This is a genomic window from Pseudomonas sp. GLN_2 (assembly GCF_043106005.1).
In the GTDB taxonomy this organism is placed as follows: Bacteria; Pseudomonadota; Gammaproteobacteria; order Pseudomonadales; family Pseudomonadaceae; genus Aquipseudomonas; species Aquipseudomonas alloputida.
The window spans coordinates 91882-106400 of the sequence record NZ_JBICMC010000021.1; the positions used below are offsets into that span (position 1 = coordinate 91882).

16 protein-coding genes and 2 pseudogenes are annotated in these 14519 nt (G+C 58.7%); 10 read left to right on the top strand and 8 right to left on the bottom strand.

The window, feature by feature from the left end:
- Positions 1–7 precede the first annotated feature (7 nt).
- Positions 8–466 carry a hypothetical protein gene (locus ACF8Q6_RS05785; RefSeq protein WP_392489813.1) on the top strand — a complete coding sequence of 153 codons (459 nt, stop codon included), beginning with the start codon at positions 8–10 and terminating at the stop codon, positions 464–466.
- A gap of 62 nt (positions 467–528) precedes the next feature.
- Here the strand turns inward: ACF8Q6_RS05785 and ACF8Q6_RS05790 are convergent, their stop codons facing one another.
- On the bottom strand, positions 529–1071 hold the full coding sequence (locus ACF8Q6_RS05790) for an AAA family ATPase (protein ID WP_392489812.1): 543 nt from the start codon (positions 1069–1071) through the stop codon (positions 529–531).
- Positions 1072–1238: 167 nt separating this feature from the next.
- The gene (locus tag ACF8Q6_RS05795; RefSeq protein ID WP_392489811.1) at positions 1239–2495 is read right to left on the bottom strand and encodes an NADH:flavin oxidoreductase/NADH oxidase family protein; all 1257 of its coding nucleotides are present in this window, start codon (positions 2493–2495) and stop codon (positions 1239–1241) included.
- 300 nt (positions 2496–2795) lie between these two features.
- Between ACF8Q6_RS05795 and ACF8Q6_RS05800 the strand changes: the two genes are divergently transcribed.
- Complete coding sequence (locus ACF8Q6_RS05800) at positions 2796–3599, top strand: type 1 glutamine amidotransferase domain-containing protein (protein WP_392494177.1); 804 nt, start codon at positions 2796–2798, stop codon at positions 3597–3599.
- 114 nt (positions 3600–3713) lie between these two features.
- On the top strand, positions 3714–4640 hold the full coding sequence (locus tag ACF8Q6_RS05805; protein WP_392494179.1) for an acetoacetate decarboxylase (ADC): 927 nt from the start codon (positions 3714–3716) through the stop codon (positions 4638–4640).
- A 15-nt stretch (positions 4641–4655) separates the two neighbouring features.
- Here the strand turns inward: ACF8Q6_RS05805 and ACF8Q6_RS05810 are convergent, their stop codons facing one another.
- The 3 genes from ACF8Q6_RS05810 to ACF8Q6_RS05820 form a co-directional block, all read right to left on the bottom strand.
- Entirely contained in the window at positions 4656–5135 is a 480-nt protein-coding gene (locus ACF8Q6_RS05810) for a MerR family transcriptional regulator (RefSeq protein ID WP_010953890.1), read from the bottom strand.
- 137 nt (positions 5136–5272) lie between these two features.
- Positions 5273–6067 (bottom strand): SDR family NAD(P)-dependent oxidoreductase, encoded by a 795-nt coding sequence (locus ACF8Q6_RS05815; RefSeq protein WP_392494149.1) that lies wholly within the window; start codon positions 6065–6067, stop codon positions 5273–5275.
- Between the two features lie 46 nt (positions 6068–6113).
- Entirely contained in the window at positions 6114–7112 is a 999-nt protein-coding gene (locus ACF8Q6_RS05820) for an NADP-dependent oxidoreductase (protein WP_392494150.1), read from the bottom strand.
- Here ACF8Q6_RS05820 and ACF8Q6_RS05825 point away from each other — a divergent pair.
- Positions 7107–7670 (top strand): winged helix-turn-helix transcriptional regulator, encoded by a 564-nt coding sequence (locus tag ACF8Q6_RS05825; protein WP_392494151.1) that lies wholly within the window; start codon positions 7107–7109, stop codon positions 7668–7670. The genes ACF8Q6_RS05820 and ACF8Q6_RS05825 overlap by 6 nt on opposite strands.
- Before the next feature lie 65 nt (positions 7671–7735).
- Here ACF8Q6_RS05825 and ACF8Q6_RS05830 read toward each other — a convergent pair whose 3' ends face one another.
- Entirely contained in the window at positions 7736–8617 is an 882-nt protein-coding gene (locus ACF8Q6_RS05830) for a LysR family transcriptional regulator (RefSeq protein WP_392494152.1), read from the bottom strand.
- A 117-nt stretch (positions 8618–8734) separates the two neighbouring features.
- On the opposite strand from ACF8Q6_RS05830, the gene ACF8Q6_RS05835 reads away from it, so the two are divergent.
- The 4 genes and pseudogenes from ACF8Q6_RS05835 to ACF8Q6_RS05850 all read left to right on the top strand — a co-directional run bounded on the left by ACF8Q6_RS05835 (position 8735) and on the right by ACF8Q6_RS05850 (position 10771).
- Positions 8735–8923, top strand: coding sequence for a hypothetical protein (locus tag ACF8Q6_RS05835; protein ID WP_392494153.1), 189 nt, complete (start codon positions 8735–8737; stop codon positions 8921–8923).
- Between the two features lie 3 nt (positions 8924–8926).
- Positions 8927–9954 (top strand): annotated as a pseudogene (locus ACF8Q6_RS05840) (SDR family oxidoreductase).
- A 51-nt stretch (positions 9955–10005) separates the two neighbouring features.
- Positions 10006–10137, top strand: a pseudogene (locus ACF8Q6_RS05845) (histidine phosphatase family protein); the annotation flags it as partial.
- A 118-nt stretch (positions 10138–10255) separates the two neighbouring features.
- Positions 10256–10771: a GrpB family protein gene (locus tag ACF8Q6_RS05850; RefSeq protein WP_392494154.1), complete on the top strand. Its 516-nt coding sequence runs from the start codon at positions 10256–10258 to the stop codon at positions 10769–10771.
- 224 nt (positions 10772–10995) lie between these two features.
- Here the strand turns inward: ACF8Q6_RS05850 and ACF8Q6_RS05855 are convergent, their stop codons facing one another.
- Positions 10996–11997: a zinc-dependent alcohol dehydrogenase family protein gene (locus tag ACF8Q6_RS05855; protein WP_392494155.1), complete on the bottom strand. Its 1002-nt coding sequence runs from the start codon at positions 11995–11997 to the stop codon at positions 10996–10998.
- 107 nt (positions 11998–12104) lie between these two features.
- On the opposite strand from ACF8Q6_RS05855, the gene ACF8Q6_RS05860 reads away from it, so the two are divergent.
- Complete coding sequence (locus tag ACF8Q6_RS05860) at positions 12105–12983, top strand: LysR family transcriptional regulator (protein WP_392494156.1); 879 nt, start codon at positions 12105–12107, stop codon at positions 12981–12983.
- A gap of 62 nt (positions 12984–13045) precedes the next feature.
- Here ACF8Q6_RS05860 and ACF8Q6_RS05865 read toward each other — a convergent pair whose 3' ends face one another.
- Entirely contained in the window at positions 13046–13867 is an 822-nt protein-coding gene (locus ACF8Q6_RS05865; protein ID WP_392494157.1) for an AraC family transcriptional regulator, read from the bottom strand.
- A gap of 129 nt (positions 13868–13996) precedes the next feature.
- Between ACF8Q6_RS05865 and ACF8Q6_RS05870 the strand changes: the two genes are divergently transcribed.
- Positions 13997–14515 carry a carboxymuconolactone decarboxylase family protein gene (locus tag ACF8Q6_RS05870; RefSeq protein ID WP_392494158.1) on the top strand — a complete coding sequence of 173 codons (519 nt, stop codon included), beginning with the start codon at positions 13997–13999 and terminating at the stop codon, positions 14513–14515.
- The last annotated feature ends 4 nt before the right edge of the window (positions 14516–14519 follow it).

Genomic DNA, 14519 nt, shown 5'->3' on the forward strand with positions numbered 1-14519 from the left:
GTTCGTTATGACTAGAATAATCGAGCTGACGATCACCCACGGTTACATCAATCCGTTTGCCTCGCCGGACAACCCCAAGTTAAGCCCCGAACTGGCGGACTATCTGTCAGATAGCGCCTGGTACCACCCCGAACTGTGCCTGCACATCCGTTGCCCGGAAGACGAGCGAGAACGCCTGCAGCAAGCGATCAAAAATACCTTTGCGCAAAAGAGGGAACAACTCGGAGGGGATATTCGCACCCAACGGCTGGTGGCGCTGACACTCTTGGGCTTGGCGCTAGCCTTGGTGCTGGCAGGCACAGCGCTGGGCATTGAAGGCACCATCCCGGTGGGCGTTGTTACTGTCACCGCGTGGATGCTGCTTTGGCGTAGCGCAGAGATATTTTTTCTGGATATCCGCAACATTAAACGGCAGCAGCGTAAGTACCAACGCATTGCCAGCGCATCAAAGCAGTTTGTGCCTTAGTCCTGGCGGGCTGAAAATCCGACTTTTCAACGGCTATGTCTACGCAACCACCGGCGATTCAATCAATGACCTTGCACGACCTGATCCGGCTGCGTGCCCATACTCGCGAGAAAAACATCGGTATCCCGATTGGTCCGCAGGCAGACCACGCGACAGCCCGACGGGGCCGTCGCCACGAATCGCTTCATCGCCTCCCGAGACGAGGTTTTCGTCCGCCACATGAACCTGAAAAACTCCGGCAGGTTGGCCAGCAATTCCGGGCAGTTGTCAGGCAAATCAGGCCGGGATCGACCGCGGTTCAACATCGTTCTGAGGAGCACGCGCCAGAATCGGAGCGGCGCCGAGCGATCAATCCATATCAACATGTCAGCGCGGGCCAGCCGGTTGTTCCATGTGGTCGAATGCCCGCCTTCGAAGATCCAGCGCTCACGGGCCTCGATCTCATGACAAAGACGCGTCTTCTCGTCGCGGCTCCGCTCGACCCACCCTGGCTGCCAATGAATCGTGTCGATATGCACGACCGGCAAGCCTGTGCGCTCGCCAAGCTTGCGCGCCAGGGTACTTTTCCCAGACCCTGGCTGACCAATGATCATCACCCGTTGCATTGAAGCTCCCTCTCGCCATGCCTACTGAATTTCGGGCGCGCGATTTTACGGCAATGGGCGACGCGGTCAAGGCACGGGCAACAGCGTCGCGGCATTGGGTGATGAACTCATCGAGGACATCTTCATGAACCAGGGCGTAGTCCGGTGCAACGCAGGTCTGGCCAGCGTCATCTTGCGTCTTCCAGGCCGTTGTAATGCGCAGACGTTTCAACCCATCTTCGATACTGGCGAGCGCGACAGGCCATGAAGAGCTGTTGCTGGATCAGCGCGCGCAACGGCGAAACGCTCGGATCAGGCTTTTTAGCCCGGCTGAGTTTGCGCAGTTGAAACTTCACTACTGCCATGTTCGCCAAGGATGCGATGGCCTTGTTTTTCCAGGTGATCGGCGGCAATTGAGGGGCGTTGTCCTTGCCCTGCCACCAGTCACGAGGCAAGTGCGGATCGATGGCTAACGCCGTTCCGATACCCACCATGTCCACACCGCTCTGCACGACGCTTTCGGCCACCGCGCGGCGACGTATACCGCCAGTGACCATCACCGGCATTTTGGCGACGGTTTGGAGATCACGGGCGAACTCGACGAAATACGCTTCGCGAGCCAGCGTGCGACCATCGCGCGCGTCACCCTGCATGGCGGGGACTTCGTAGCTGCCTCCCGATAACTCCACCATGTCTACGCCCAGGTCGTTGAGCCACTCAACGACCTTTTTCGCGTCTTCGGTGGTGAACCCTCCGCGCTGGAAATCGGCGGAGTTGAGTTTGACCGCCACTGCAAAATCCACAGAAACCACGGCCCTGACTGCCTTGACGATTTCGAGCAACAGGCGCGCCCGGTTTTCCAGAGAGCCACCCCACTCGTCCTTCCTTTGGTTGGTCAACGGCGAAAGGAACTGGCTCAACAAATAGCCGTGGGCCGCGTGGATCTCCACACCTGTGAATCCGGCTTGTTCGCCCAGGCGTGCGGAGTTCGCAAAGCGCTGAATAACCTGTTCGATCACGCCGGGGGGCATCGCGTGGGGCGTGGCAAAACGCTTGGACATTGTGCCCAGTTCCAGCGGCACGGCTGACGGTGCCCAGGTTTTTTGCCCAAGATTGGACTGCATCTGCCGCCCAGGGTGGTTTATCTGCAACCAGAACTGCGCACCGCCGGATCGACCAATACGCGCCCAGCGCTTGAACTTGTCCAGTTGCTGATCGTCCTGTAACACCACACCACCCGGTCCGGTCATGGCGCGGCCGTCGACCATCACATTGCCGGTGATAATCAGGCCGGCACCACCGTCGGCCCACGCTTGATAGAGACGCATGAGTGCTTCGGAAGGCGCCTGGTCGGCATCCGCCATGTTCTCTTCCATGGCGGCTTTGGCGATTCGGTTCTTGACGGTCGAACCGTTGGGAAGCATCAGGGTGTCGAACACATTCATGGAGCAGTCCTCAACTGGATATGAGGCCACCTTAGGTTTGAAGTCGACTTTAAGGTCAATACCTTTTTTAAGGTCAGTCGATTTTCAACGCGCCAGGCCCCGGCAAGTGTGTCACCCGATGGGCGCCCGACAACCGAGTGGGGTGTTCAATCGAAGTCTTGGCAGCACCGGGTGAACAGCTCGAGCGCGAATCAAACCCCAGCGCCAGATGCGTCGGAAATTATTTGCAGCTTTGGGGATTGACCTTAAAGCGAGGTTTAAGGTGAGCATGCGCTGACCTGCTTGAGTGATGGAACTCGGGTGATGCTCAAGACCGTTGTTTCTTATGCGTTGGTACTGATAGGTAGCGCTTTCATGACATTTTCAACTGCTGGCACCGCCGCTTCCACAATGACTGCCAAGAATCGCCAAATGCTGGTGATTCTGACCAATCACGCCAGATATCCCTCACGCACCGATTCCACGGGGTTGTGGCTTACTGAGCTGACGCATTTCACCGATGTGGTGGAGGCGGCTGGCTACAGCACAGTTTTTGCCAGTCCCAAAGGCGGTGCGGTGCCACTGGACGAGCGCAGTCTCGGTTGGCTGTACATGGACAAAGCCGCGCGTGAGCATTTGCAGTCACCGGCCTTTCGCGCCCGCTTGCAAAACACGCTGCCGATCGCCGATATCGATCCGTCCCAGTTCGGCGTCATCTACTTCACCGGGGGCCATGGTGTGATGTGGGACTTCCCCAATAATCCCGACCTGCGACGTGTCGCCGAAACCATCTACAACCAGGGTGGCATCGTCTCGGCCGTCTGCCATGGCGTAGCGGGCCTGCTGGATCTGAAGGATGAAAAGGGCCAGTTGATCATCAAGGGCAAGAACATCACCGGCTTCTCTGATCGCGAAGAACTGTTCTCCGGCATGAAAAGCCAGGTGCCCTTCTTCCTTGAGGACAAGTTGGTGAGTCAGGGGGCTCGGTACCGCAAAGGCTGGCTGCCATTCACGTCATTTGCCATCACGGATGGAAGGCTTGTCACCGGCCAAAACCCTCAATCACCCAAAGCCGTGGCTGAAGCGGTGATGGCGGTGCTCTCTGGCAACAACGTAGCTCGCTGACCCCTCAAGCAGTTCCCACCCGCGGAGAAAGACCGATTGAAACTCGCACGCACCGTATTAACAGGATTGCTGTTCAGCTCAATTGCCAACCAAGGGTTGGCGGGGACGCCTGAGATGCTCACGTCGACTGAAACCAACACAATCGAAATCGCAGGCCACCCAGTGCCGGTCGTCAAAGGCGGCCTGTACGACCGTTATCGCTCGAACCCACCCTTGTCGGTGATTGCAGCAGAGCTGCCGGGTGTTGATTTGAGCTGGTTCAAAGGGCTGGAAAAGCACAAGGTCGACATCGGCTTCGAGTCATACTCCCCGAACTTTTACTACCAGAACAGTCGGGTAACGGCTGTCTACACGGCCGACTTGGACGCACTTCGGGCATTGATGCCGCCGGAAGTACTAGCAACCGCATCTCCCCTGCAAGTCTGGCCAGGCCGTGGCCTGGTTGCGTTTACTGCATACACCTATGAGCATTGTGATAACGACGCCTATAACGAAGTGGCCGTGTCGATCATTACCAACACGCCAGGCAAAGCCAATCTGGGTCCGCTCACACTGATTGACCAGTCGATGTCCGGCGACTTCTGGGGCTATGTGCTCAAGCTGCCGGTCAACACCGAGCTTGCACGGGTGCGTGGCGTCGTCGGTTACAACCTGCCTAAATGGCTGACCGGTATCGACCGCAAAGAAGATGCCCAGTCTGTGGTCTATGACATTACCGACAGCCAGACCGGAAAAGTCGACGTGTCCTTCAAAGCGAAGAAACTCGACAAGCTCTCTCGCGAAATCGATATCGTCACCAGCAGCTTCACCAATCTCGATCATCAGGGCCAGTTGGCATACGGTTATGCGGTTTCCCGCCAACTCCGTCACGGCTCGAGCCACGACGCAGATTCAGCCACCCTCACACTAGGCGACGGCGCTCTGTCGAATTACCTCCGCACCCTGAAGTTAGGGAAAATGATGAAGTACGAATACGTGCCAGCGTTCCAGAGTGCGCTCTATGCACCCAAACCACTCGCCGGCCTGATTGGCGAGCGCTGAGACCTTTTGCGCCTGTCAGGCCCCGGAAGCCTGGCGGGCGTTTTTTCTCGTGGAAGACGTTACCGCACGCTTGCCGGACGCTTGGCCAACCCCTTCTTCACGCAAACGATTTATCAGCATTTGCGCATTGTCCGCACACGCCATGCCTTCGGGCTTACCCTCGATGCCTTCGATGACGCGCAGAAGTTGCGCTTTGTTTTGTGCCAGCCGTTCCTCCAGCGCACTGATTTCCTCAACCTTTTGCTTAAGCCCAGTGAGCAACTCGTCGTGCCGCCAGCCACTGGCGTCCATCGGCATCAACTGCCGGATCTCCTCCAAAGAAAAACCTGCCGCCTGTGCGCTGGTTATGAGTTGCAGCACCCATTCGGTATCAGGCGCATAGTCCCGGTATCCATTGGCCTTGCGCTCGACGGAGCTGATCAGGCCACTGGCCTCATAGAATCGAATGCGTGACGGTGCCAGTCCACTGATTTTTGCCAGTTCACCTATTCTCATACCTCACCCTGAAAAACCTATTGACCTTAAAGTTGACTTTAAACCTGAAGTCATCGGGCGGCCAAGCACAACGTGTGACTTGGTCGCCTTGGATTCATAGGGAAGCGGAGGCCGCGGATTCGATCATTCGTACACAATCACGCGTTCAGTGGCTGCTGATATCGTTCAGCCGCGTGGGTTTGTCGAATGTCAGACATCAGCCCTTGACGCGCACCTTCCAGCGCATTCCAGCGCTCGGCAACATGAAGTGGCGGGATGGTTACCAACTCGCGACGGTCGAAACCGACAAGTGCAGCATCGACCAGCTCACCGACCTCCATCACCTCCGGGAGTGTGTTGACGTCAATGCCCGCCCGCGACCAGATCTCGGTACGGGTCGCGGCTGGCAGCACCGCTTGCACGTACACGCCCTTGGGTGACAGCTCCTGACTCAGCCCCTGTGACAGAAACAGCACGAAGGCTTTGGTAGCGCCGTAGATGGACATGCCGAACTCGGGCGCAAAACCCACCACTGAACCCACGTTGACGATCGCACCAGTGCCCGACTGCGCGAGGCGCGGCGCGATTGCAGCAGCGAGCCGCGTCAGCGCGGTGGTGTTGAGCGTGACAAGGCGCTCAATAGCTTCAGCGGACTGGTCCAGGAAACCACCCGATTGGGCCATACCCGCGTTGTTGATCAACACGCCGATATTGGCGTCGTCGCGCAGTCGACTTTCAAGCACGGACAGGTCTGCCGAGCTGGTCAGGTCGGCGGGCAGCACCTCAACGGCCACATGGCTTTCCTCGCGCAGGCGTAATGCAAGCGCCTCCATGCGCGATGTGTCGCGCGCCACAAGGATGAGATCGTGGCCACGACGGGCGAAACGCTCGGCGTAGGTGGCGCCAATGCCGCTGGAGGCGCCGGTAATGAGTACGGTCGGACGTGTGGTCATGGAAGTTGCCTTTATGTCGATGGTTGTGTGAGAAATACGGCGGCAGTCACATCTTGATTACGACCTTGCCCTTGGAGCGCCCTCGAGCAAGGTACTCAAGCGCACCCTTTGCGTCCTCGAACGGAAATACCCGGTCGATCACCGGCTGAATTTGCTGGGCGTCCAGCAGTTTGCCGATTTCGGCGAGTTGGGCACCGTCGGGCTGCACGAAAAGAAACGAGTATTGGACATTCCGCCTCTTTGCCAGGCGCATGATCTTGCGGCTCATCAGGCCGAACACGAAGGTCAGGAGGAGGTTCAGGCGTTTGGCCCGGGCGAACGCAGCATCCAGTGGGCCAACGAGCGAGACAATCTGGCTTCCGGTTCTGAGGATGGACATGGATTTTTCAATCGCATCCCCCCTTACGGTTCCGAGCACCGCGTCGTAGTCGCGCAGCACGGTCTCGAAATCCTGCGTCTTGTAGTCCACAACCTCGTCCGCCCCCAGAGCGCGCACCAGGTCAACGTTGCCTGTACTGGTGGTGGTGCCCACCTTTGCACCGAGGTGTTTGGCCAACTGGATTGCGAACGTACCGATACCGCCGGACCCGGCGGGAATGAACACCTTCTGCCCGGCCTGAAGCTTGAGGCGCTCTTTCAGCGCTTGCCATGAGGTGAGGCCGACCATCGGGATGGACGCCGCCTGCTCGAAGCTCAGATTGGCCGGTTTCAGCGCGGCGGCGCTTTCCGGCACAACCGCGAATTCAGCAATCGCCCCTGTGCCAAGATCGAAGAGGCTGGCGAAGACAGCATCGCCTGGCTTGAAGCGGGTCACGTTGCTACCCACCTCGGTCACGATGCCGGCCAGATCGCTGCCCAGGGTGGCTGGCAGCTGGAAATGCAATACCGGCTTGAACATCCCCGTTGGAATCATGTTGTCGATCGGATTCAGGCCGGCAGCATGGACGTGCACCAGTAATTCGTCAGCCTTTGGCGTGGGGCGGGGAACGTCGGCCAACCCGATGTCGGGTGACTTGCCGTAGCGCTTGAAGGTCAGTGCTTGCATGGTTCGGCTATTCATCATTGGTTTTTGCGGGTGGATGGCTCGTCATCGGGGTGTTACTATCGATTTGATACAGACAATACTACCCTTTCGCAGGCAGGTCACTATCAAAATAGTATGGACATGAAAAATAGTTGCGATAACCCGTGCCCGATCGCCCGCAGCCTGGCAGTTGCTGGTGATGCCTGGAGCATATTGATCCTGCGGGATGCCCATGCCGGCCTTTCTCGCTTTGACCAATTCAGGAAAAGCCTGGGTATTGCACCGACAATGCTGACCCGCCGGCTGGCGACACTGACGGAGGAAGGATTACTGGAGAAGCGGCGCTACTCGGAGCACCCACCTAGGGAGGAGTACCTGCTGACCGCTGCGGGTCGCGATTTTCTGCCTGTGCTGTTCATGATTGGTGCATGGGGCCAGCAATACCGAGGCGGTGGCAAGCTGACGCGCTTCTTCGATGCGCAAACAGGCACAGAAATCAAAGCTGTCGCCGTGGACGAGATAACGGGGGCGAAGATCGGCACGCGCCCCCTGCGCATTGTCACACCTGAGGAAAGTTGACACGACCTCTGCAGCCTTGGTCGACGGCCGGTGAAGTGCTGCGCAGTGATCAGGGTGCTGGTGGATCAACCGTCGACATGTGCCGAGGACAGGGCTTCGAGCAGAACCCGCTCCAAGGTGTCAAAAAAACATTTGATGTGAGCTTGCTTCAAGGCCTGAGGCCGGGTCACCAAATAGATCTCCATATCGGGAAGTGGGAGATGCGGGAACAGCTCGACCAAATCGGTAGCCGCGATACGGGGCAGCACAGCCACCCCCATCCCTCGCTTCACCGACTGGAGCTGCACGGCGAACGAGTTCACGCTGATCTGCGCGCGGTCCAGACCCGCGGCCTTCGCCGCTCGCATTTGCGGCAAGATATCCAGCGGGGGAAGCAAGGAAACACTGACCGCCGTGGTAAGCGTCACGCCTGGAAATTGCTTCAGATAACCCGGGGCAGCAAAGATGCCGTAGGCGAGCCGGCCAATGGGTCGATAAATCAGTGACGGTTCCCCCAGATGGGCGGTGCGCACAGCAACATCTGCCATGCCGCGGGCGATCTTGTGAAAGTCGGCTGCCACCGTTAGCTCCACGGAGCAACGCGGGTGCAGGGATGTAAAGCGCCTTATCGCCTCCAGAACGTAATCCGAGAACCCCTCCCCTGCACTGACCAACACACTGCCGGACAGCTCGATAGGCTGCTGCGATGTGTCAGAAAGGGTTTGCCGCCTCAGGCCTGATTCTGCAGCGATAGCAACTTCCACCAGGGATTGCCCCCGGGACGTCAGCCGGCACCCTTCAACGCCGCGCTCGACAAGTGGCTCGCCCACTGCAATCTCAAGTTGGGTCAGGCGGCGTGACAATGTAGAAGCTGCGATACCGAGCAATTGTCCCGCCTGAAGAAAGCTGCCACGTCGCGAAACGGCCAGCAGAAGGCGAAGATCATCCCAATTTGCGTGCAACGTCATACTGTCGGTCATTCCTGGCTTTGCGAATATGCAAAGCCATTATGCAATGATTGCTGTTTTTCGAAAGCACCCTCAAAGGTATATCTATAGCCCTTCGATACGAATGGACCGGACTTTATGACTATCACCCCCAACGCCTATGCGCAGCACGCCTCTGGCGCTTTCAATCGACCAGATCCAGAGGCGTTGCTTGCAGTGGTTGGCGACGATTGCATCCACCTCGATACCATGGGGCTGATCGTCAGTGACAAGGCCTTTTTCGACAGCGCCGTGTTGCTGCCGTTAACCGAAAAGCGAGCGTGTTGAGCCATGCGCAGCGTATTTGTGACCGGAGCAACCGGCTTGCTGGGCAACAACCTGGTGCGTGAATTGGTCGCTCGCGGCTACACGGTCAAAGGCCTGGTCCGCTCAAAAGCCAAAGGTGAACAGCAGTTCAACAATCTGCCGGGGTGGAACTGGTCGTTGGGGACATGGCCAAGGTCGACGCATTCGCAGCGTCACTGCACGGCTGCGATACGGTATTTCACACAGCCGCGTTCTTCCGCGATAACTACAAGGGCGGCACCCACTGGAACGAACTCGAACAGATAAACGTGTCGGGTACGCGGCGCCTGCTTGAGCAGGCCTACGGGGCCGGCATACGACGGTTCATCCATACGTCTTCCATTGCTGTGCTCAACGGCGCACCTGGCACGTCCATCGAGGAGAACTGCCTGAGGGCCGACGCCGACGCCGATGACTACTACCGCAGCAAGATCCTCGCTGACCGTGTCGTATTGTCGTTCCTGGAGAGCCACCCCCAGATGCATGCCTGTATGGTCCTGCCTGGCTGGATGTGGGGGCCTGGCGACGTTGGCCCAACCTCGTCGGGGCAATTGGTCAACGATGTGGTACAGGGCAGGTTGCCGGGGTTGATCCCTGGCAGTTTTTCCATTGTCGATGCCCGCGATGTGGCATTGGCACACATTGCCGCAGCCAGACATGGGCGCCGAGGTGAGCGCTATCTCGCGGCGGGTCGACATATGACAATGCGCGAACTGATGCCTGTTTTAGGACGTATGGCGGGCGTCAAGACACCCGCCCGACAAATACCGCTGCCCTTTCTATACACCTTGGCGGCTGTTCAGGAGATCTATGCGCGCCTGACCGGCAGACCCATTCTGCTGAGCATGGCCACGTTGCGTCTACTGGTACGAGAGCAGGACCGCACCCGTTTCGACCACCGCAAGAGTGAACAGGAGCTTGGACTGAGTTTCCGGGCACTCGAGCTGACAATCGCCGACACCGTGGCGTGGTACCGTGATCACGGCTGGTTTGAAAAAGGCAGCCGACTGTGAGCGGGGAAATAATCCTGATGCGCCACGGCCAGCCAAAACGAGTCACAGCCATTGTTCGGTCATGGTTTCATGAATCGGATGATCTCCAAGCACCTGATGGCAGACGGATGGAAACGCCGAACGCGTAACGGCAGCCAGTATTGGAGTGCGACGGTCTATCGATATGCGGGTGTTGAAGCGTGAATCGCCCGGATTCCGAAGACACATCTCGGCGACGGTGATTGACCTGTAAGTCGGTGGCAAAAGCACACGCCTTGATGGACAATCCGGCGCCTTGAGGATTTATCGCCAAGGAACGGACATGGCACTGACCAGCAAGATTACCCCCTACGATCCCACATGGCCCGCCCGCTTCCTGACAGACAAGCCACTCATTGCCTCGGCATTCGACGCTGAACTGATTGCTGTCCACCACGTTGGAAGCACGTCTGTCCCAGGGCTGGCGGCGAAGCCCGAACTCGATGTGCTCATTGAGGTTCACGCGCATTGCAATACCTCGGCGCGGGACGAGGTGTTGATGGCTCTGGGGTATGAACGGGGAAGTGATCTGTCAGAGGGCCATCATTTCTACCGGCGCAATGTGGATGGGATTCGCACGCACAAGCTCCATGTTTGTACCCGGGACCACCTGTCGATCACTCAGATGCTGGGGTTCAGAGATTTGCTTAGGCGCGATGCCTCGATCCGCCAACAGTATGAAACGCTGAAGCTTCAGTTGGAGTCGAGCAATACGGGTGGGATGGCTGAGTATCTAGAGAAGAAGGCGCCTTTCATTATCGCGGCGCTGCTTCATGCCGGTATAACCACGCGTGAATGATCGATTTTTCTGGCACACCCTTTCCTCCCGACAGTAGCGACGAAGTCACCACTTCGATTGCGGCCAGCTTGGCCGGCCGCCGGCCGCCTGGAACAAAGCCCCTCACATCAAGGAACGACTTTCATGATCACTTGCCATGTCCGCCTTTGGCAGTTGTTTGTGAAGGCCAGCCAAGGCTTGAAGCAGGCGTTTCTGGCGGGTAATTACTGATTGAGCTCAGGAGACTATTCACTTATCAACTGGATAACCGTCTTGCCCCTGCCGCGACCTTCAGCGACCTGTCGGAATGCGTCGTTGACCTCATCCAATGCAAATTGTTGCGGGTCCACCCGGATCGCCAGTTGCCCGGCATTGGCCAGAAAGGCAGCCTCGCGCAGGACACTTCCATGGTGTTCGCGTCCCTTGCCGGTTAGCAGCGGTGCCAGGGTAAATACGCCTGAGTAGGTGGCACTTTTAAAGGATAAAGGCGCGAGACTGTGTTGGCCCCAACCGAGGCAGCTGAGAACGTGCCCGGTATAAGGCTTAACTGCCTTGAATGACGCGTCCAACGTGCTGCCGCCGACGGTGTCATAAACGATGTCGAAACCTTCCCCGGCCGTATATTGTTCGACATAGGCCTCTACACGCTGCGTCTGATAGTCAATCGCCGTGGCCCCCAGCGCGCGAATGAAGTCGAGATTGCCCGCCGAACCGGTGGCGTAGACTTCGGCACCGCGAGCCTTGGCCAATTGCACCGCAACTTGGCCGACGCCACCTGCGCCGCCATGGATCAACACACGCTGACCGCTACGAACATTGGCGCGATCTACCAAACCTTCCCAGGCGGTGATGAATACCAACGGCAGCGCGGCAGCCTCACGCATGCCGAGTGCATGCGGCTTTGATGCAATCAGCCTGGCATCCACGGCGATGTATTCGGCCAGGGTGCCTTGGGTGCCGCCGATGCCACCGGCCATGCCGAAGACCTCCTGGCCAGGCGTGAAACCAGCAACCGCCTCGCCCAGTTCGACGACCGTACCGGCAAGATCCAGGCCGAGCACGGCCGGCAACTCCTGACGGGCATGAGCACCCGCACCGATGGCAATCTTGGTGTCGAGCGGGTTGACCCCGGCGGCGTGAATCCGCACCAAAACCTGTCCCTTACCGGGCACAGGGCGGGCGATGTGACGCACGACCAGCGGGGTCTGGGCGGATTCGGCGATAGCGGCAAGCATGGTCTGATTCATGACGGGAACCTCTGAATGAGTGGACGCTTACAGGTTGCACCGTCGTCCTCATTCCGATAAGAAACTAAATTTGGATATTACTTATTCCCCAAAGAGGCCCAATAGCGATGGACCTGTTCGACAGCATGCGCATCTTCGTGCGCGTCGTGGAGCGCGGCTCGTTTTCGGCAGTGGCTCGGGAGCTGAACATGGGGCAGCCGGCAGTCAGCAAGCAGGTCCGTGCGTTGGAGCAGTACCTGGGTGGCGCCGTGTTCGCCCGCAGCACCCGGCACCTCGCCCTCACCGATCAAGGGCAACGCTTCTACAGCCACTGCCAGGAGATTCTCAGCCAGCTGGAGCATGCAACACGCAGCTTCGCCAGCGGCCAGGAGCAGATCGCCGGCCCCCTGCGAATAGCCGCACCGGTCAGCTATGGGAGGCTGTGCATAGCGCCCCTGATCGGGGCTTTTCTACAGCGCCACCCCGATGTGCAGATCGACCTGCGCCTGAACGATTACAACGAAGACCTGCTCATGGAAAACATCGACCTGGCCATCCGCATTGGTGTGGTGAAGAGCGAGGGGCTGGTGGCCGTGCCCCTGGGCACCAGCACACGGCGAGTCTATGCCGCACCGGCCTATCTCGAACGCCATGGCCGGCCACGTGAGCCCGCCGAACTGGCAGGCCACAACTGCATCGCCTTCACCTTGCTTGAGCATTACGACCGCTGGCACTTCACTCATCGTGGCGAAGCACTTGAGGTTGCAATCAAAGGCAACGTCACCAGCAACAACAGCGAGGCCATTCGTGAACTGGTCCTCGGTGGCCTGGGCATCTCCCTGTCTCCGCAATGGCTGTTTGCTGCAGACTTCGAGCAGGGTAGCGTGTGTAGCCTGCTCGACGAATACCAGACGACCGCGCTGCCGGTCAGCGCCGTGTTCAGCCGTGAGCGGCGCCGCTCGGCAAGGACGATGGCGTTCATCGATTTTCTTCGGGAGAACGTATAAACCACCCCGATGGGGCGCAGGACCTCGCTCATTGCCTGGCGTACACGTCGGTCGACCAGGCGTCACACCGTCCCCTGCTGCAGCCATTGTTTCGGGCTCGCGCCCACCTTGCGGCGAAAGGTTCGGGCTAGCGCAGAAGGACTTTCGTAGCCGACCTCATCGGCGATCAGGGCAATGGGGCGCCCTTCGCGAAGACGTTTTTGCGTCAAACTGATGCGCCAGTTCGCCAGGTAGTCCGCAGGCGTAATACCCACGATCTCGCGAAAGTGCGAAGCGAAGCTTGCCCGCGACATGCCCGAAAGATTCGCCAGTTCCGCCACCGACCAATTGCGCTGCGGCTCATCGTGGATCCCCACAAGCGCGCGAGACAGCTGAGCATTGGCCAGACCCGCCATCATTCCCGAGGCGATGCTGCGGCTGGCGATCAGGTGGCGAAGCAGCTGAATGATCATCAGCTCGAACAAGCGATTGAGAATGACATCACGACCACACTCATCTCCAAAGGCTTCTTCGAACAGCCAGTCAAGGGTGCCATCAAGGCCGCGCAATTCGCCAAGGGGCTTGATGATGAAGTCCGGCAAAGCCAGGGTCAGCGGATTGTTGGCGCCGCCATCGAACTGCAGGGTGGCGCACACTAACTCCGCTTCATCGGCGTCGGTGGCCAGCAAGTGATGCTCCTGCGGGCGCATCGCCAGAATCAGGGTGGGTTCGGTCAACTCGATACGCTGGCCACGCTTGTCCTTGAAGGCCAGACGCCCCGAGCGCAACAGATGGGCGTGGCCGACACTGTGTTGCCCAAGGTGGGTCGTTCCACAGAACCCACCCTGGTGAAACGCGCTAGCGTGCAGGTTGAAGTGCTTAAGCAGGGTCGACAGTCGGTCCATAGCGCACTCAGGTTTAGACGATCTGTTGCATAACTTCGACGATCTGAAGCCGAAAGAAAAGTCTGCCTCTCTAGTATGGACTCCACGCTTGATAGACAAGCCGGTTAATCAACCTATTGGAGAACGACCATGACTCGAATTACCGCTCTCTCGCTGGACCAGGCCCCTACTGGCTCACGCGCAGCCCTCGAAGGCATTCAAAAAGGTCTCGGCTACATTCCCAACGCATTCAAGACCCTGGCGCACGCTCCGGTCGCGCTCAATGGTTACCTGGGCCTCGCCCAAGCGTTGGGTAAAAGCTCACTGAGCGCCGCCGAGCGTGAAGTCGTTGCCCTGGCCACTTCGGAAATCAACGGGTGCGACTACTGCCTGGCTGCACACACCTTCTTCGGCGGCAAGGCGGGTTTGAGCGATGAGGCCGTAAGCCAAGCCCGAGCCGGCACACTCAGCGCGGTTGCCGCACTGGCGCAGCAGATCACGGCAAGGCGCGGCCAGTTGAGTGACGAGCAGATCGCTGCCGCGCGTGAGGCAGGGCTTACTGATAGCAAGATCGTGGAGGTGGTGGCACAGGTCACGCTGTTAACCCTGACCAACTACCTGAACAACATCGCCGCTACCGATATCGACTTTCCGCCATCGGCAAACTAGGAGG

What these genes read in the sequence shown, in the direction of transcription:
- ACF8Q6_RS05785 (WP_392489813.1), top strand. Translation starts at nt 8, where the DNA reads ATGACTAGAATAATCGAGCTGACGATCACCCACGGTTACATCAATCCG.
- ACF8Q6_RS05790 (WP_392489812.1), bottom strand. Translation starts at nt 1,071, where the DNA reads ATGCAACGGGTGATGATCATTGGTCAGCCAGGGTCTGGGAAAAGTACC.
- ACF8Q6_RS05795 (WP_392489811.1), bottom strand. Translation starts at nt 2,495, where the DNA reads ATGAATGTGTTCGACACCCTGATGCTTCCCAACGGTTCGACCGTCAAG.
- ACF8Q6_RS05805 (WP_392494179.1), top strand. Translation starts at nt 3,714, where the DNA reads ATGCTCACGTCGACTGAAACCAACACAATCGAAATCGCAGGCCACCCA.
- ACF8Q6_RS05810 (WP_010953890.1), bottom strand. Translation starts at nt 5,135, where the DNA reads ATGAGAATAGGTGAACTGGCAAAAATCAGTGGACTGGCACCGTCACGC.
- ACF8Q6_RS05815 (WP_392494149.1), bottom strand. Translation starts at nt 6,067, where the DNA reads ATGACCACACGTCCGACCGTACTCATTACCGGCGCCTCCAGCGGCATT.
- ACF8Q6_RS05820 (WP_392494150.1), bottom strand. Translation starts at nt 7,112, where the DNA reads ATGCAAGCACTGACCTTCAAGCGCTACGGCAAGTCACCCGACATCGGG.
- ACF8Q6_RS05830 (WP_392494152.1), bottom strand. Translation starts at nt 8,617, where the DNA reads ATGACGTTGCACGCAAATTGGGATGATCTTCGCCTTCTGCTGGCCGTT.
- ACF8Q6_RS05835 (WP_392494153.1), top strand. Translation starts at nt 8,735, where the DNA reads ATGACTATCACCCCCAACGCCTATGCGCAGCACGCCTCTGGCGCTTTC.
- ACF8Q6_RS05850 (WP_392494154.1), top strand. Translation starts at nt 10,256, where the DNA reads ATGGCACTGACCAGCAAGATTACCCCCTACGATCCCACATGGCCCGCC.
- ACF8Q6_RS05855 (WP_392494155.1), bottom strand. Translation starts at nt 11,997, where the DNA reads ATGAATCAGACCATGCTTGCCGCTATCGCCGAATCCGCCCAGACCCCG.
- ACF8Q6_RS05860 (WP_392494156.1), top strand. Translation starts at nt 12,105, where the DNA reads ATGGACCTGTTCGACAGCATGCGCATCTTCGTGCGCGTCGTGGAGCGC.
- ACF8Q6_RS05865 (WP_392494157.1), bottom strand. Translation starts at nt 13,867, where the DNA reads ATGGACCGACTGTCGACCCTGCTTAAGCACTTCAACCTGCACGCTAGC.
- ACF8Q6_RS05870 (WP_392494158.1), top strand. Translation starts at nt 13,997, where the DNA reads ATGACTCGAATTACCGCTCTCTCGCTGGACCAGGCCCCTACTGGCTCA.